14 protein-coding genes and 1 tRNA gene are annotated in these 18,680 nt (G+C 40.6%); 9 read left to right on the plus strand and 6 right to left on the minus strand.

Annotation, left to right across the window (positions count from 1 at the left end):
- Window positions 1–49: 49 nt before the first annotated feature.
- A complete protein-coding gene (locus tag WG989_RS14580; protein ID WP_340430416.1) occupies window positions 50–793 on the minus strand; it encodes an electron transfer flavoprotein subunit beta/FixA family protein in 744 nt (247 codons plus the stop codon).
- Window positions 794–899: 106 nt separating this feature from the next.
- On the opposite strand from WG989_RS14580, the gene WG989_RS14585 reads away from it, so the two are divergent.
- Together WG989_RS14585 and tilS are read left to right on the plus strand one after the other, a co-directional pair.
- Window positions 900–1,211, plus strand: a complete 312-nt coding sequence (locus WG989_RS14585; protein WP_340430418.1) for a tetratricopeptide repeat protein — start codon at window positions 900–902, stop codon at window positions 1,209–1,211.
- Between the two features lie 106 nt (window positions 1,212–1,317).
- A complete protein-coding gene (tilS, locus tag WG989_RS14590; RefSeq protein WP_340430420.1) occupies window positions 1,318–2,712 on the plus strand; it encodes a tRNA lysidine(34) synthetase TilS in 1,395 nt (464 codons plus the stop codon).
- On the opposite strand, the gene WG989_RS14595 is transcribed toward tilS, so the two are convergent.
- From WG989_RS14595 to WG989_RS14610, 4 genes are all read right to left on the minus strand, one after another.
- Complete coding sequence (locus WG989_RS14595; RefSeq protein ID WP_340430423.1) at window positions 2,709–3,326, minus strand: rhomboid family intramembrane serine protease; 618 nt, start codon at window positions 3,324–3,326, stop codon at window positions 2,709–2,711. The genes tilS and WG989_RS14595 overlap by 4 nt on opposite strands.
- 182 nt (window positions 3,327–3,508) lie before the next feature.
- On the minus strand, window positions 3,509–3,982 hold the full coding sequence (locus WG989_RS14600) for a 23S rRNA (pseudouridine(1915)-N(3))-methyltransferase RlmH (protein ID WP_340430424.1): 474 nt from the start codon (window positions 3,980–3,982) through the stop codon (window positions 3,509–3,511).
- A gap of 140 nt (window positions 3,983–4,122) precedes the next feature.
- The gene (locus WG989_RS14605; protein ID WP_340430427.1) at window positions 4,123–5,028 is read right to left on the minus strand and encodes a tetratricopeptide repeat protein; all 906 of its coding nucleotides are present in this window, start codon (window positions 5,026–5,028) and stop codon (window positions 4,123–4,125) included.
- Window positions 5,029–5,032: 4 nt separating this feature from the next.
- A complete protein-coding gene (locus WG989_RS14610; RefSeq protein WP_340430428.1) occupies window positions 5,033–6,166 on the minus strand; it encodes a CHASE2 domain-containing protein in 1,134 nt (377 codons plus the stop codon).
- A 213-nt stretch (window positions 6,167–6,379) separates the two neighbouring features.
- On the opposite strand from WG989_RS14610, the gene WG989_RS14615 reads away from it, so the two are divergent.
- The 6 genes from WG989_RS14615 to WG989_RS14640 all read left to right on the plus strand — a co-directional run bounded on the left by WG989_RS14615 (window position 6,380) and on the right by WG989_RS14640 (window position 13,416).
- Window positions 6,380–9,595 (plus strand): tetratricopeptide repeat protein, encoded by a 3,216-nt coding sequence (locus WG989_RS14615; RefSeq protein ID WP_340430429.1) that lies wholly within the window; start codon window positions 6,380–6,382, stop codon window positions 9,593–9,595.
- Between the two features lie 51 nt (window positions 9,596–9,646).
- Complete coding sequence (locus WG989_RS14620; protein WP_340430430.1) at window positions 9,647–11,227, plus strand: amidohydrolase family protein; 1,581 nt, start codon at window positions 9,647–9,649, stop codon at window positions 11,225–11,227.
- A 63-nt stretch (window positions 11,228–11,290) separates the two neighbouring features.
- Window positions 11,291–11,728, plus strand: a complete 438-nt coding sequence (locus tag WG989_RS14625; protein ID WP_340430432.1) for a hypothetical protein — start codon at window positions 11,291–11,293, stop codon at window positions 11,726–11,728.
- Between the two features lie 106 nt (window positions 11,729–11,834).
- Entirely contained in the window at window positions 11,835–12,512 is a 678-nt protein-coding gene (locus WG989_RS14630; RefSeq protein ID WP_340430434.1) for a YiaD family glycine zipper/OmpA-like lipoprotein, read from the plus strand.
- A 39-nt stretch (window positions 12,513–12,551) separates the two neighbouring features.
- Complete coding sequence (locus WG989_RS14635; RefSeq protein WP_340430436.1) at window positions 12,552–13,217, plus strand: porin family protein; 666 nt, start codon at window positions 12,552–12,554, stop codon at window positions 13,215–13,217.
- A gap of 125 nt (window positions 13,218–13,342) precedes the next feature.
- Window positions 13,343–13,416, plus strand: a tRNA-Arg gene (locus tag WG989_RS14640).
- A 162-nt stretch (window positions 13,417–13,578) separates the two neighbouring features.
- On the opposite strand, the gene WG989_RS14645 is transcribed toward WG989_RS14640, so the two are convergent.
- On the minus strand, window positions 13,579–17,490 hold the full coding sequence (locus WG989_RS14645) for a glycosyl hydrolase (protein WP_340430437.1): 3,912 nt from the start codon (window positions 17,488–17,490) through the stop codon (window positions 13,579–13,581).
- 313 nt (window positions 17,491–17,803) lie between these two features.
- Between WG989_RS14645 and WG989_RS14650 the strand changes: the two genes are divergently transcribed.
- A complete protein-coding gene (locus WG989_RS14650; protein WP_340430439.1) occupies window positions 17,804–18,646 on the plus strand; it encodes a glycoside hydrolase family 16 protein in 843 nt (280 codons plus the stop codon).
- The last annotated feature ends 34 nt before the right edge of the window (window positions 18,647–18,680 follow it).

The raw sequence follows: 18,680 nt of genomic DNA on the forward strand, positions 1-18,680 counted from the left end.
ATTAATTTAATGGTAAAATATAAATTATCCATTAAACCATTATCCATTATTAAATAACCTTGGCTTCTTCGTGAAGTAATCTCACCAATTCGCCTACATTCTCCGGATCAACCAGTTTTACACCAGCTTTCGCAGGAGGTAATTCAAATGAAGCAACTGAAGTGAGTGCATCTACAGCGACCGGTTCAACTGCTTTCAAAGGTTTTGTACGTGCACCCATAATACCTTTCATGTTGGGGATACGTTGCTCAGCCATTCCTTTCTGGCAACTAACAACTACGGGCAGACTAACCTCGCAGGTTTCTTCGCCACCTTCAATTTCACGGTTGATGGTTGCAACTGTCCCATTCAATTCAAACTTTGTTGCAAGAGAAACATAAGGTTGATCGAGTAATTCAGCAACCATACCACCAATGGATGAACCATTATAGTCAATAGTTTCTTTACCGGTGAATACCAGGTCGTATGCACCTTGTTTTGCGATCTCCGCAATTTGTGCAGCAATGTAAAAGCTATCATGGCTATCGGCATTTACACGAATGGCTTCATCGCCTCCCAATGCCAATGCTTTGCGGATGATCGGATCTGCATCAGCAGGCCCAACAGTTACCAGATGAATAACGGTTGAAGGATCTTTTTCTTTCAGTTCAATGGCACGCACCAATGCATACCATTCGTCGTACGGATTAATGATCCACTGCACGCCATCCTGCGCAAACTTTGTGTTGTTATCGGTGAAGGCTATTTTTGCCGTCGTATCCGGTGTTTTACTGATACAAACTAAAATCTTCATGCAAGCAAATTTTGTAGAAGGTTAAAAATAGTTGTTTATGCAACTATACAAAGATAAAGGTTTGGGGTTTTCATTCCCTATCTTGTGCTAAAAAATATTCACAATCATGGAGCGGATAGAGCAATTGCGGAAGTTTTTAAGGGATAGTCCCAACGATAGTTTTCTAAAACATGCACTGGCGCTGGAACATGTAAAGCTGGGCGATGATGAAACAGCAAAGCAATTGTTTGAAGAGTTGTTGGAAGCTGAGCCGGGTTATGTGGGTTCGTATTACCATCTCGGTAAATTGTTTGAGCGGATCGGTGATAACGATAAAGCTATTGAATGGTATCAGAAAGGAATGGAAGTAGCGAAGGAAAAAGGGGAGCAGCATGCATTGGGTGAGTTGAGAGGGGCTTGGGAGGAGTTGACGTTTTAGAATTTTCGGTTTATAGTTTTTGGTTACCGGCTACTGTGCTTTGATTAATCTTTTGTTGCGTCGCACACTTGTACTACTTTGCTCACTTCATCTGTGATTTATTTAAATGAGTTTACTTTTCCGTTTTCAACAATACATTCAGCAACATCATCTTTTTCAATCAAAAGATCAACTACTATTGGCCGTTAGCGGCGGCGTAGATAGTGTTGTGTTGACTGATCTTTGTCACAAAGCCCGATATCAGTTCCGCATTGCTCATTGCAATTTTCAATTGAGAGGAGAGGAGAGTGATGCAGATGAAATATTTGTAAGATCGCTGGGAGAGAAGTACAATGTTGAAGTGCTTGTTAAGAAATTTGATACGGAGGAATATGCAACAACAAATAAGCTATCCATCCAGGAAGCTGCAAGAGCGTTGCGTTATACGTGGTTTGAAGAGATCGTAAATCGTCAGTCGTCAGTCGTGAATTCGTCAGTCGGAATGGCTTCCACTCACGACTCACCACTCACGACTCACGTTCTGACCGCCCACCATGCAGATGATAACATCGAAACCCTGCTGATGAATTTCTTCCGTGGTACAGGTTTGCATGGCCTAACCGGTATTCCTGTTGGAAACGGACATATAAAACGTCCATTGTTATCATTCACCAAACAGGAGTTGCTGGAGTATGCAACTGAACATGGTTTGCAGTTCAGGGAAGATTCATCTAATCAGTCATCAAAATACACACGCAATTTTTTCAGGAATGAAATTATTCCTTCAATTGAAAAAGTATATCCGCAGGTAAAAACAAATCTCACGGACAACATCAACCGCTTTTTGGAAATTGAGCAACTCTATAAGCTTTCAACACAAGCCATCATTAAAAAACTATGCAGGGTGAAGGGAAATGAAATTCATATCCCTGTCAAACAACTGCTGGAGTACAAGAACAAAGCATTGATCTACGAGATCATTCATCCATATGGCTTTTCTGAAAAGCAAATTGATGAAGTGTTGAAATTGGCTGAGAGCGATTCGGGCAAGTACATCGATTCGCCTGCCTTTCATTATCGCATCATCAAACACCGGCATTGGTTTATTATCTCAGCTGTACAGTCGGTTGAATCTGCAACCATCATCATCGAAGAAAAAGATGCAGAAGTTTTGTTTGAAGAAGGGAAATTGTCATGCAGGAAGATCGATGATTCAAACGTTGAGCTTAACTCACCTAATAACATTGCATTGCTTGATGCAAAAGAAATTGATTTTCCCTTGTTGCTCCGCAAATGGAAAACGGGTGATTATTTCTATCCACTTGGTATGAAAAAGAAAAAGAAAGTGGCCCGTTTTTTAATTGATAATAAACTCTCCAAAACACAAAAAGAAAAAGTATGGGTGTTGGAGAGTAATAAGAAGATCATTTGGGTGGTGGGTCATCGAATTGATGATCGCATTAAAGTTACACCGGCAACGAAAGAAGTGTTGCAGATGAAGTTCACTCCAACTGAAAATTAAAATCCAAAACTCGGCTTCATCAATTGCTCAAGGAAATGTGGAAATACACTTGGGTCCATCAACAGCGTAAATGCAATGCCCCAAACAGCTCCCCACAAATGTGCGCTGTGATTTACATTGTCCCCACCTTTCCGATCCATGTAAATGGAGTAGCCAACATACAAGGCTGCAAAAATGATAGCGGGAACCGGCAGGAAGAACACATAAAGCGTCTGCCATGGTGCTAACAGAATAAACGAAAACAACACCGCTGTTACAGCACCTGATGCACCGAGGCTGCGGTACTGATAATTATCACGGTGCTTAATAAACGAAGGAATTTCTGAAACAATGATCCCGGCTATGTAAAACAGCAGGAATCCGATTTTGCCGATCTTGGCAATGAAGAACATTTCCATGGCACGGCCAAAGAAATACAACGTGATCATATTGAACGCCAGGTGTGCAATATCAGCATGTATAAAGCCGGACGTAATAAAACGATAGTACTGGTGTTTCTCCTTGATCATGGGAGGCCAGAAAATCAAATCGTTGGTTATTTTGTCATTATTGAATGCGGTAAATGAAATGATGGCGGTAATGATAATAATGGCGATCGTAATTGTAAACTCCATTCCTTGCGTGGTTTAGGTTCAAAGCTAAAGAGAAAAGGTGAATGGGCAATCGTGAATGGTGAATTGTGAGTGGTGAGTAGTTAGTGGCGAACGGACAATGAGTAATGTGCAATAAATAATTTACAAATGGCAAGCTGCAATACTTCGGAGTGCAATCGTACTTCAAACTTCGTATCTCTTACTTAACTATGATGATACTTTTCATTCCGGTTGATGCTGCAGGCCCTGTACACCTGTTCTGCAAGGATCAACCGCACTAACTGATGTGGAAAAACCAATTGTGATAAACTCCATTTATAGTTCGCCCGTTTCATCACCGCTTCATCAATGCCATAGGCACCACCAATCAGGAACACAAGGTTCTTTACACTTTCATTTCCACGTTTCATGATCAATTCGGCAAGGCCTTCACTGCTGATCTGTTTGCCACGTTCATCCAATGCAACGAGGTAATCATCTTTTTGCAGGCTGTTGAGAATAAGTTCGCCTTCTTTTTTTTTCAAATCTGATTCACTTAGTGTACCGGTATTTTTAGGCATCGGCAGAATGGTCCATTCAACAGGGTAGTAGTTGGAAATACGTTTTGTAAATTCATCAACACCTGCTTTTACATACGCTTCATGTTGTTTGCCTACACTCCAGAAATGAATTTTCATATGCTTGAATCAATGATCAATGAATGTAATTTGATGGCGGTAAATTTCGGAAGAACAAATGGTTTGCCGCAGTTTTCTTTACAAAACAAAACCGGCTGCATTGCTGCAACCGGTTTCTGAAAGAATCAGGAAAATATAATTTATTGCCCGATCGCATAATCCTTACGGAATGCTTCCAGTGTTTTCTGGTACAGTTCCAACTCAGGATTGAGCTGTGCAGCTTTTTGATAATAACGGTACGCATCGGCATAGAACCGGGCCGACTCTAACAGAAAACCAATTCTGAAATTTTCTTCGGCTGGGGTTTCTACTCCTGCATGTGCTTTACGCAGGTTTTCTACAAGGCTGTTGAACGATTTGTCATCCCACACATAGATCACCTTACGTTCTTCCGGCTCTTCATTTTTTACAAACACCTGCCAGTAGTAAGGCTTGTTTGGTTTCAGTTTCGACACAAAATCAGCGATCGACACATTTGTTTTCTTCACTTGTTTCTCGTAAACAGGTTTTCCTTCTTTCGCATCTTCATAAATATGAAAATCAAATTCACCTGCATCCGAATAACATTTCCATGAAACAGGGAAGGAGCCTGCGTGGTAGTTGATCGTATCCAGTCTTGAATCGATCCAGATACTGATATTGGTACGGCTTACCGCACCTACATTGTTCATGTAGCTTTTTCTGTTTTTCTCGGGGCTTCCTTTTGGTGTGGTAAGTTGGTTCCAGATAAATTTCAGGTAGTTTGATGTAATCGAGCTTTTGTTATACAAGCAGGAATCTTTGAACTGACTCATGTTGTAGGTACCGGGCTTCGTGATCGAAAACAAACTGTTTTCATTACAAATAATACTTACAAGCGAGTTGGGCCCAACTGTAATATTTGATTTGTCAGTTAAAAGTTTACCGATCTGTGCTTTCCCGCTCTTGTTGTTTTCAACAACTGCTACCGAGCCTTTTACGGAATACACAAGGAATTGATTTGGGTTTTGCGCTTTGCTGATACTACCTGTAAGCAGCATCAATAGAAAAAAGGTGATTTGTTTCATGTTTTTAATGAGATTTTGAGTGAAAATTGGTTTGAAAACCAAATTTTGTATGTAGCCATACGGCAAGCGCTTCGTAGAAATAGATTATATCGATCGCCAAGATAATCACAATCAATGAAATTTTCGTATCAATTTTTATACTGAACCAATCAAAGAACATGATGCCGATATACACCGAAAGGATGGCAAAGAAAATTTGGGCAAGTTTTGCCACCAGGTGAAACCAGATATGCTCCTCAATGTAATATCGCATGAAAAGTGCCACATGTAGCCAGGCAATCAGGATGGTAATGATCCAGAACAGCCATACCGGTACGTTCCTGATGTACTTGCCATCGAGGATCATTGAAATAATATTTGCATGAATAACTATCCCGTACATATCAGGGGTCGATTTGCCTGCAAATTGCTTGTTAAGCGGTGTATAGTGTTTGTCTTCTACGTTAAATGGATCGCTACTGATAAAGCCCATCAACACAATTTTATCCTTGATAAGTTCCGGAGCAATATTGTCGTCTATTACATCATTCCCATCAATCATCATGTACTGTTCCAGTTTTCGGGTGTAATGGATTACTTCATAAGGCTTTTTTCGGTTTCTCAATATGTCCAAAGCACTCTTGTCTGCTTTGCCTGCGATGGCAACAGGAAAACTGTTAAGCGTTTTGCCATTGATTTTCTCAAAAGGAGAAAAATTCCTGATTGTTCCTCCGTCTTCTCCAATTAGGTTCACAAAAGCCCTTTCTTTAGCGGAGTTGCCAAAATGACCAATGTACTCGGGGTTGGATTTATTAGACCAGTCTATTTTTGATGCAAGAATAAAATTGGGTGTGTTGGAGATCACAGCTCTAAGTATGGAATCATTTTGAGGATCTTTTGCTCCGTCAAAGCTAACGTCCATGCCAATAACCTTTGGTTTTGCTATGCTCAGTTTCTCAATCATTAACGATATGCCAAGCCTGTCTGCGTTTCCGATATTTACAATGATAATTCTGTTATCAATAGGTGTACTGGCGTTTTTATTAAGAACTGCGTAGGAGATATCATTAAAGTCAAGATCTTGCAGTGCTGTTTTAAAAGGGTTAAGGATGCCTGTGTTTAAAGGCAAGACAGAAAACATACCGATTACAATAAACACGGAAAAAGTTGATAGGATTGTATCCCGTTTAAAAAGATACCGCAGGTAAAAATGGTAAAACCATTGATAGGATCTCTTAAAAAATGAGGTTGATTTTTTGTCGGTTGATGGTTTCTGGGGAGAATGCATTTAGTTTGATACTTGTCTTCTTAAATCTGTTTGCCTACTTTCGCCTTCGAATATATGCGAAATAGTAAAACCGTTGTTGTTCTGTTGGCTGCATTTTTTTTCCTGTATGCAGAATTAACGCTTGCCCAAACTGCTACTTCTGTACCCCGTGCAGATACATCCGGTACTGTTGTAAGCGGACAGAGTTATGCCATGATCATTGGCATATCAACCTACAAACATATTCGTCCGTTATCATATGCAGACAGTGATGCAGGTTTGTTTCGTGAGTATCTGCAATCGGCAGGTGCAGGAAGTATTCCTGATGACCGCATGCTATACCTGATCAATGAAGAAGCAACGGCTGCAAATTTTTGGGTAAAGGGAATGGCATGGCTTCGGCAAAAGAATTTAAAAGACGGCGATCGTTTATATATTTACCTGGCAGGGCATGGTGATGCCATTAATCAAGACGAATACTTTTTTCTTACCTACGATTGTAACCCGGCCGGCGATAAAAATAATTATATCGTAACAGGCAGTATTCAATTATACAATCTCAAAAGCCGTATTGCCGAATTGAGCAGGAAGAACGTAGAAATATTCCTGATCATGGATGCATGCCGTACAAATGAATTGCCGGGTGGACAAGATGGGCAGGCAATTCTCAACTCTGCCATTTCGGAACGGAAGTCGGGTGAGATCATTATGCTTGCAACCGGTGCCGGACAGGAATCAATGGAAGATGCTACTATTGGAACCGGTCACGGTTTGTTTACTTATTATTTAATTGATGGTTTGAGTGGATTGGCGGATGGATACGAAGGGAAAGATGGTGTGATCACATTGGTTGAATTACGTTCGTACGTGTTGGACAAAGTGCCCAATATTGCCTTTTCAAAATACAAACGAAAACAGGAACCGTTTATTTGTTGTGATGATAACGGGCGAAAATTTGTAGCAAGAGTTGACAGCACATTTTTTAAGAAGTGGGAGACAGGCAAAAACTTATCCGGCATGACGGAAGGTGGCGGTGTAAACGACATGGTGCAAAATGCAAGAGGAAGAGGCGCATTACTGGTTGATAGTAATGTGGTCTATATCTATAATCAATTCAATCAATCTATAAAAAATACAAAACTTACCGGCGATAGCTCTGCTAATTTTTATTATGATCTGCTGAATAAATTATATCCGGATAATGTATTAACAATCGATGCACGTCAAACACTGGCTGCGGAGTTTATCAATTTTGCACAACGAAAGATCAATTTATATCTCAGCGGAAAAGATGCAGCGGGTATCCAACAAATACGTACACAGTTGGATGAATCGCAACGAAGTGAAGAAATTCAATCGGGGATCGAACGGCTGGAATACATTGCTGGACTTGATTTTGGTAATGTGGCAACCATGATGCGGAAGGCGATTGCCCTGATCGATCCGTCGGATGAAATGCTGATAAAGAACTTAACCGGTAAATTATTTTTCTTTGAAGCAAGAAGTTTTTTTGATGCAAAGAACAGGATTACCAATATGCAGGATGCGAGGAATTTGATTTACCAGGCCTATGCACTCGACAGTAATGCAGCTTACATCTTACATACCATCGCAGCACTTCAGTTGCAGTTAAAGAACGCCGATAGTGCCGTTTACTTCAGTTTAAAAGCAATTACAAAAGCGCCGAAATGGCGTTACCCCTATACCACGGCTGCATTTGCTTATGTACAAATGAAACGCTTCGATCTTGCACGTTCGTTTTATGAAAAAGCATTAGAGATCGATCCGAAAAATGCAGATGCATATGTTGATCTTGGCTATTTTGAATTTCAGCAAAACAAAAGTGAGAAGGCGAAGAATTTATATCTGAAAGCATTGCAACTCGACCCTGCCAATGTATCGGCACTCAATAATATGGGATGGTTAATGAAGGAGAAAGGAAAGTTCAAGGAAGCCATTTATTATTTTAATACCTGTGTGCAAAAAGATTCGTCGTTTGTATATGCCTACAATGGGTTGGCACGTTCCTATGGAGCTACCAAAAAATATGATTCGGCCCGCTATTTTTATTTGAAAAGTGTAAATTATTATCCTGACAAAGCTTACGTGTTTGATTTGTTGGGTAATTTTTATAAGGAGATCAATCTGCCTGATTCTGCTCTTCATTACTATCATGCATCGATCCGGCTTGATTCTTCTTACACGCAACCTTATCTTGATCTTGCCCGTTTGCATGAGCAGGGCCGTCGTACAGATTCCGCGGCTATTTATTACCGTAAGATCATCAGTATGAATCCCTCTTCGAAAAATGCATTCATCAGCATGGCTACATTCTATCAGAATTCAAGAATGCCCGATTCTGCGAATGTATATTTCAATAAAGCAATTAGTGTAGATGCAGGTGATGCATCAACTTACAATTCTATTGCCGTTTATTATTACCGTCGTAATCAAATTGATTCTGCTAAAAAATATTTCCGTTACGCCACCGAGATCGATCCGTTGGATGCATCTTATTTCAGTAACCTGGCTGCAGTGTATGAACGTACACGTCAATACGATTCTGCATTTTATTGTTTAAACAAAGCCCTGGTTTTGAGTCCTGGTAATGCACAACTCTATAACAGTATTGCGTTGTTGTACAGAAAGCAAAACAAACCGGATTCAGCATTACATAATTATCAACTGGCGTATCAATTCAATAATGAAAACCTGTCTGTATTGGTAGATATGGCCGATTTGTACAGAGATATGAGTCAGCCAGATTCAGCAGTGAAATATTTGCATGAAGCTATCCGCTTACGTCCTGAAATTGCTGATCTGTATAACAGCGTAGGCGTAGTGTATTTGAAATACAAGCAATACGATTCTGCAAAAGCCTATTTACTGAAAGCAGTTGAAATTGATCAGTCGTTGATCAGGGCTTACAACAACCTTGGCAACCTGTATTATATGGAGCAGCGATTTAAAGAAGCGTTACCATATTACAAACAGGCATTGGAATTAGATTCGTCGTATGAAAATCCATTGCTGTTTATTGGCTTGATCTATATCAATGAAGCAAATTATACAACAGCGGCTACTTACCTTGAGCGACTGGTGAAAGCCAATAACAAAAGCGGATCGGGCTATTATTACCTCTCTGTTTGTTATGCTGCATTGAAAAAAGATGCTGTTGCTATTACCAATCTTGAAAATGCATTGAAGCTGAAGTATGGCGAAGGTGCAGGCATCTGGAGCCAAAAAGAATTTGCCGAGTTAAGAAACACAGCCGCATTCAAGGCATTGATGAAAAAATATTTTCCCGACGAGAAATTCTAATGAAGTGTGGTTATATGAATAGTTGTAAATTTCAGCATAACAAAAATTGCTATGAGATTTCTTACAACTACGTTTGCTGCTATCTGCCTGTTGTTTTCTGTTACGGCGCAGGTAGCAAAAGCTCCCATTAAAAAAGAAGGTGAAGGTCCTTACACACAACTCATTCTGCGTGGAGTGATCATGATCAATGGAACAGGTGCGCCACCGATGGGGCCGGTTGATATTGTGATCGAGAAAAACCGGATTGTACAAATTGCCAATGTAGGTTATCCCGGAGTTGCTATTAACAACGAACGTCGCCCAAAATTAAAAGAAGGGGGAAAGGAATATGATCTGGAAGGGCAGTATGTATTGCCCGGTTTTATTGATATGCATGGACATATTGGAGGATCAGGACAAGGTGCAAATGCAGAATATGTATTTAAACTCTGGATGGCACATGGCATTACCACTATTCGTGATCCATCCTGTGGTAACGGTCTCGCATGGGTGCTGGAAGAAAAAAAGTTAAGTGCTGAAAATAAAATTACTGCTCCCCGCATTCATGCATACACTGCTTTCGGACAAGGAAGTAAGCAACCCATTGCCACGCCTGAGCAAGCTATTGCATGGGTGCGTGAAAATGCAAAGAATGGTGCAGATGGTATTAAGTTTTTTGGAGCGGCTCCGGATATCATGGATGCTGCTATACGTGAAAATAAAAAACTGGGTTTACGCAGCTGTTATCATCATGCACAAATGGATGTAGCCCGTTGGAACGTGTTGCATTCTGCAAGGGCAGGTTTAACATCCATGGAACATTGGTATGGTTTACCCGAAGCGCTGTTTACTACGCAAACCATTCAGCAATATCCGCTCACTTATAATTACAGTAACGAGCAGCATCGTTTTGAAGAAGCCGGCAAATTATGGAAGCAGGCAGCATCGCCTTACAGCGAACATTGGAATAATGTAATGAACGAATTGCTGAGCCTTGATTTTACACTGGATCCTACCTTTAATATTTACGAAGCCAACCGTGATCTGCAACGTGCACGCAGAGCCGAGTGGCACGAAGATTATACCTTGCCTTCGCTCTGGAAATTTTATGAGCCGAGCCGTGTTTCACATGGCAGCTATTGGCATAGCTGGGGAACAGAGCAGGAGGTAGAATGGAAAGAGAACTACCGGTTATGGATGACGTTCATTAATGAATATAAAAATCGTGGTGGTCGTGTAACAACAGGAAGCGACAATGGATTTATCTATCAAACCTATGGCTTTGGTTATATCCGTGAGCTTGAATTATTACGTGAAGCAGGCTTTCATCCATTGGAGGTTATTCGTTCAGCTACATTATATGGTGCACAGGCATTGGGTATGGAACAGGAATTGGGAAGTATTGAAGTAGGGAAGCTGGCCGATCTGGTGGTAATTGATGTTAATCCACTTGAAAATCTGCAAGTACTTTACGGAACAGGTGCTGTCCGTTTAAATGCGGAGAACAAAGTTATCCGTGCAGGTGGTATAAAATATACGATCAAAGACGGGATCGTGTACGATGCCAAAAAACTGTTGGCCGATGTAAAACAAATGGTGTTGGACGAAAAGAAAAAAACAGGTTGGCAACTGAAACAACCGGGTGTAGAATAAAATAATTGTTACGTTCAACCAATCAGCTGTTTTTGTTGTATTATTATTTAAAATTATCTGTTTATGAAAGTAAAAATCACCTTCGCACTTACATTGTTGCTGTTTGTTACCGTAGCAGGATTTGCCCAACTGCCAAAAGTTTCCGGCGGCGCCAGTATCGGTAACCTTGTTACACAATTTACAAATGCCATTAAGCCAACTTCCTTTCTCAGTTCCTGGACCGGCGGTAAAGGAAACTTCCTGAGCACAGCAGGGAAAGTGAAAGATGCAGTTGGCGTTGGAAAGTCAATTGCTTCCCTGGCCGGCTTTTTAAAACCGGATATGTTCAAACAAGGATTCAATGTGCAAAATCTTATCAGCACAGCCAATACTGTGAAAACCATGAGTGCGGCAACAGGATTGTTGAAAAATCTTGAAGGCGGTTTAAAGCCCGAAGCTTTTGTAAGCGGTTGGGCAGGCAAGCGAACGGGGTGGCTGAATGCACTGAACCTGATCAAATAAAACGTTCATACTTAATTATATAAGAGCCGCCAAAAGCGGCTCTTATTTTTTTGAGCCCGTTGCTGGCACAATCTTTGGCAAGGGAGGGTAGAACAAATATTTTTTTATGAGAAAGACAACTAAGATCGTTTATTACCTGCTGACAGTAAGTATTGTGTTGGCAGCGTGTAAAGGAATGACAAAAACGCAAAAAGGTGCCATTATAGGTACATCGGGCGGCGCAGCAGTAGGTGCTGTTATTGGACGTGCTTCAGGAAATACAGCTTTAGGAACCATTATTGGCGCTGCAGTTGGTGGAACGGCCGGCGTATTGATCGGTAAGAAAATGGATAAACAAGCTGAAGAGATCAAGAAACAGGTACCGAACGCAAAAGTTGAGCGTGTAGGCGAGGGTATCGAAATTGAATTTGAAAGCAAAGTATTGTTTGATTACGATCAGGCAGGCTTGAAGACAGAAGCAAAAACAAGTTTGAATGAATTTGTAACCATTCTTAAAAAATTCCCCGATACCAATATTGAGATCCAGGGGCACACAGATAATAAAGGATCTGATGCCTACAATGATGCATTGTCGCAACGTCGTGCAAATGCTGTGATGGTTTACCTGATCGACAGAGGAGTTGCCAATTCACGTATGAATCCAAAAGCAATGGGTGAAAACTTTCCGAAGTACACAAACGATACTGAAGAGGGACGCTCACAAAACCGCCGTGTTGAATTCTTGATTACAGCGAACGAGAAAATGGTTTCAGATGCTGAGAAAGAAGCAAAGGGTGGTCAGTAAAATATTCATTCATTTTATTTAAAAACAAAAATCATTTATATGAAAAAGATCTTTTTTTCAACTGCCTTGCTTTTGTCAGGTGCATTTTTTACAGCAACAGCGCAGTCAACATCAACAGGTTCAAAAATCAGTGTTGGCATACGGGCAGGTGTAAATATGCAGAATATTAACGGGCGTGATTTTAACGACAGCAAACTGGAAAATAAACTTGTTCCCCGCTTACAGGGAGGAATTGTGGTGGATATTCCATTGGCCGATCAATTTTATATTCAGCCAGGTGTGTTGTTTTCAGGAAAAGGTGCGAAAGAAAATGGTTCGGATAACAACGTGAACGTTTCTTACATTGATGTTCCGTTGACTTTTCTGTTTAAGCCATTACTTGGTACCGGCCATTTATTGTTAGGTGTAGGACCCTATGTTGGTTTTGCTGTTGCAGGAAAGGTGACTGATTCTAACGATAACAAAGAAACGATCAAGTTTAAAAATACCATCACAGCAGCCGAGGCAATTACAGACCCTTATCTGCGCCGTATGGATGCAGGAGCGAATCTGTTGTTTGGTTATGAATTGAGTAACAACCTGAGTATTCAGTTGAACTCACAATTGGGGCTTGCAAAGATCAACCCTGAAATTGAAGGTGTATCAAATAGCAAAGCCGCTTTACGAAATACCGGTTTTGGCCTTTCATTGGGCTATCGTTTCTAAAATATCTATCTGTCCTTATAATGAATCCCCCATTTTCGGGGGATTTTTTATTTTTCTTAGAGAAACCGATAAAGATTTCAAATTTCAAACCAACCGTCTTATATTTGCAGCCCGTTAAACGGAATGGCTGCGTAGCTCAACTGAATAGAGCATCTGACTACGGATCAGAAGGTTTCAGGTTTGAATCCTGACGCGGTCACAAAGAGCCTCGTAGAAATATGAGGCTCTTTCATTTTTATTGGTCGCCAACGGTTACTCTCCTGAGTGCCTGTTCGAATTCAAACGAAAGCAAGATATTTAATAAAAAAAGACCCCGAATAATTCCGGGGTCTTTTAGTTTTCATGGATACTGATTTTGCTGCTATTGAATGACTATCTTTTTACTTGTTCTAAGTAATCCTTGCGATACAGTCAACACATACATTCCCTTGCTTAGCCTGTTTTCAATTTTCACCTGCCTGTTGGTTTGTGCCGGCAGAGTTTGTGCAAATACAATTCTTCCCGTTACATCAGTTACTTGCACCAACACTTGGCCTGTTGTAACAGAACCTGGTAACATCAATGTAATAGGTGTACCTGTCTGCGCCGGGTTTGGATATACAGCAAATACATTGGCAGTTGCTTGTTCAAACAATTGCGTGCCAAGATCTGCACCAAGTGATGCCTGTTGATTAGCGGCACTTGCAGGAGTCGGTTCACGTATCACAATTTTATCAATGAACGGAGCATCTGTACCTGTTGGTTTGAATTCAATTGTATTTGTTCCTTGTGCAAATGTCAGTTCCATGCTCTTTACTGCTACAACCGGACTTGCTTCAAAACACCAATTGCCGGAAGCAACAAACGATTCTGTTGTAAATGGTTCACCATTTATGGAAACCCGCAAGTTGCGTTGCACTTTTGTGATGTAGTAAATATCTACCTGGTAAGTTTTAGTTTCTGAACTAACGAGGTTGTTGAATCGGATAGCATTATTTGTATTGAGTCCCATATTCACTAACGCTCCATTAGACGCAACCGTACAAGTGGGAACAAGAATAGAGTTGTTGGCTGAAATTAATTCTGCAAGTTCAGCTTCCAGTCCAAGTCCATTTAATTCTGCTTTCTCCAGTTTTATTTTATCAATGAAAGGCGCTAATTCAGCATTGTTGAGTCCGATCTCAATGGTATTTAAACCACGTTTGAGAATTACCACAACTTCATAAACAGCAGGTGAACCTAGTGTTGGATTATCGGCGGCGATATAGCACCAGTTGCCGGAGGCAGTTGCCAACTGTCTGCCCATTGTTGTACCATTTACTTTTATACGGAAAGGTCTGTTAACCTTACTCATATACGAAACCTTCAATTTATAAGGACCTGCCGCATCAGCTACAACAGTTTCGAAAGCGATCCAGTTGCCCAATCGATTTCCCAAATTGACTTGCTGGAGATTGGAAGAAGTTGAACAGTTTACCGTACTTATTAATGTACCTGTTGTTCCGGTTCCTTGAATAAATCTGGCATCCTCTGCCTCAAATTCCAGACTTTCAGAAATAGCCAACACATTCGGATCAGTTGTTTCAGGTAATTTACCTTTTGTAACAACTGCTAAGCGATCTACAAAAACATCGCCGCTGTTGATCGCAATTTTTACCTGATGCTGTCCGGCAGAAAGGAAATAGGTAAAGTTTCTATCCTCTATTTCATAGCTGTAATAGAATTTTTTCCAGTACCATTCAAACGTTGCACTACCAAGATTGCTCCACTTTCTGAATGGCTCATCATCAACAGAGATCCATAAACTTGTTGCCGTTGATTTCAATGCCTGGATCTTCGCCCAGATATCGTATTCATCTGCTTTGTCAATATTGAACGAGAAGGAAAGCACTTTGTCATCACCAACAGGTACTTCTGTTGAAGTAATATTTTCTTCACTCGCTGTGTACGCACCGCCGATTGCGTTCGGTGAAGTTTCTGTTTTCCATGAAACACCTTTTGCAGCTTGTTCAGCTTCATAAAAACCGGTGAAGTCGGTTGCGTCTAATCCAAATTTGTTTGTTGATGGAGTACAATAGCCTGCATCGTTGATAAACTGTTCCATGTTTTCAGGCCCATTGGTTAATGCAACCTGATCAAGCATGATATTACTGTTTGGATATTCAATTGTTAAACGATGTTTGCCTTCACCCAACGCATAAAAGCGTGGTACTTGGAACCAGGTAAAGCTGCCGCTGGTGAAAGGAGTAATTTGTTCCATTGTTTTTCCATCAATACTAATGCGAATGGTGCCTGCACCTGTTGAAGAAGAACGGATCCATGCACGGTAAGTTCCTGCTTCAGCTAATTCAAATTCAAAGTGTACTTGTTTCGCCAACGCAGTTATACCAGCCAAATTATTATTCCCTCTGATGTATAAACCATTCGATGCATTTGTGTTTTCCAAAACATCCCATTGGTTGCCGATAAACTTGCCACACTCTGCTTCAAATACCAAACTGTTTGTTGGTACTGAAACGTAAGTAAGATCAAGCCCTTCTAAATTGTTCGGACATTCAACAGTTGAATCAGGTATTGAAGGCGATGATGTATGATTCATATACAATTCGCCAATGTTAGTTAGTTCGCCATTCTCATAGTAATTCGCCGGTGTTTGCGGAACAGTAGCATACTGTGGATTGGGTTGGAAGTATGCATAACGCTCTACGTAATCTAAACTTTCCAAATATGGAAGTGCTAATCTTAAAAATGCATCCTGTATTGGGTTGCCACGATTTGGATTAGCATTAAACTCCGTGATCCATATTGGAAGTTTGTAAATGCGATACACATTTTCAAGATATGCCTTGAAGCGATTGAAGATCTGCTGCGGATCTGCATTCGGACTGTTTGCCGGATTACTTCCCCAATCGTACCAGTGCACAGCAACAAAATCAAAACGTACATCTCGTTCTTTTGCTATTCGTGCAAATTCAAGTAACCATGTTGTTGGTCCATTTTCACGTGGAGCCGGAGTTCCAAGTCGAACACCAAGACCCATCAGGTTTTCATAATAAGCAACTGCAACGGCAGGTTGACATAAATTATTGAATTGACCAGATTGATCTTCGCAGTTATCAGATTCATTAAAACCTAAAAGATGTGTTGTTTTTTTCTTTTGTGTCACCAAGTTGATAGCGGCAGGCAATGCACCGCCTGCTCCCCATGCCATTGGTACATATTCATAGTTAGGCAACGGATTATTATTATTGTTCCAGTTATAGAACCAACCTGTATTCAATTGATCATAAAAACCACCGGTTCCTTTTTTGATCACCCAATTCCATGGAACAACCCGAATGAAACTTACATTTCCCTGTAAGGCGATATCCAATGCATCAATTGTCAAGTCTTTTTCTGATGCGATATACACTTTACTTTTTCCGGTACCATTACTATTGATGGCAAACGTAGCCATGAACCCACGTTTGAGAATGAATGAACGGGCTGCATTATCTCCGCCTGGAATTGTTGCGCCTGCATAAATAATGTCTTCCTGTAAACTGGCAGCAGTGCCGCTTTGTGCTGTACCGCTAAATATTTTTAATGGTAAGTGTGCGGTTGAAAGAGGTCTTACAACTGAACCTTTTTGATAATATTGATTGATGCGGAAATTATTATCTAAAACTCCTGTAACATGGTTGATGCGGATATTGCCCAGCTTCGTCATTAATGCATCCGGATTTTCATTGTGCATATAAACCCATGATGCAGGATCTGAAAAATTAAGTAACAACGTGGGCGACATGCCTCCTTCTTTTAAATGAACAGTACTTTCATTTAACAAAGACAAAGCGCCCTGGCTAACAGTTCCACCTTGTACTGTTAGTTGTGAGTTTGTAAGTGTGATACCTTTTTGTGAACAGGCGAAACTGATTCCGCCATTCGCTACAACACTGGCCGACTCGATGTATAAATTAAAACGAATGGGCTGGCCGGGTTCGAGGCTTCTGTCTTTTGGATATTTATCATTCACCGGATCATGCACATTGGGGCAAATGAGGTAGAGGTGTGAGCCTCCGCCGGGTAAACAGGTAGGCTTACCGGGTGTGCCATCATCGGTTGATGGTTTTTCTATGGTTACCCTCCAGTTTTTTTCATTAAAGAAATCACTGTCTACTTCTCCCGTCCAATAAATGTAACGTACAGAAGTGTCGCATGCAGTTTGATCCTGTGCGTAAATAGATGGAATAAAGAGCAACAGTAAAAGAAACTGTAAAATACCTGCTCGCTTAAGTTTGTAGAAGTTGTACATGGCAAGTTCGTTTTGATAATTTTGATATGCCCAAATGTATTCTCTTGCTTTTTTTTTGACAGGGACAATCAATTCATTAAAAGGGTCTATTTGTTTTTTCAGAAGATGTTTAATAAAAGCAATAATTATGTTACACAGCAATTTTTTTTCGTTTTTCAGAAGTATTGTTTATCGCCAGATTTGTTTTGAGTTGTTATAAGATCAATTGAATTTGAATGTTGATTGATTTGTTTATACCTGCTTTTTGAACCGCTCAACTCCTTGCACAGATTTTCTAAGCATAACTTTATACACAATACAACATGTCGTTTTTATGAAATATATTTTCTCAACTGTTTTGTTTTTTGTTTTGCTTGCCTGTGTTAAAAAAGATCAAACGGTTTCAACTCCAAAAACAAAAACCTATCAACTGGTATGGCAGGATGATTTTACGACGAATGGTCCTCCTGATTCACTCAAATGGAGATTTGAACACGGTTTTTTGCGAAACGAAGAAGCTCAATGGTACCAGCGTGAAAATGCGGTGTGCGAAAATGGGCAGCTTGTAATTACCGGCAACAAAGAGCGTAAGCCAAATCCGAATTATGTTGCCGGAAGTACAGATTGGAAAACCAAACGGGAGTTTATCGAGTATACGTCAGCCAGTGTGGTGATGCAAAAAGAGCATGCGTTCCAATATGGCAAAATGGAAGTAAGGGCGAGAATTGATGCGCAAACGGGTTTGTGGCCAGCGATCTGGACATTGGGAACCTTTGGCGAGTGGCCATCCAATGGTGAAGTGGATGTAATGGAATATTATGACGAGAAGATACTGGCAAATTTCGCATACGGAAGTGCTACACGTTGGCAAGCTATTTGGGACGGTGCGTCCAAGTCGGTTGCTTCTTTTGGAGGTGCATTGTGGGCGAATCAATTTCATATCTGGACATTGGAGTGGGATGAAAGTATGATGCGAATCTTGCTGGATGGACAGCTCATGAATTCAATCGATTTGAATCAGACATTCAATAAAATTGACGGGAAGAATCCATTTCGTCAACCACATTACCTGTTGCTGAATCTTGCCATGGGTGGCAACAGCGGTGGGAGTTTAGCCAATACAATTTTACCTTCGAAGTATATGATTGATTATGTAAGGATTTATCAGAAGCAGTAAGCAATTGTTTTAATCGTTACCTGCTATCAGCAGA

It is taken from the genome of Lacibacter sp. H407, assembly GCF_037892605.1.
Lineage (GTDB): Bacteria > Bacteroidota > Bacteroidia > Chitinophagales > Chitinophagaceae > Lacibacter.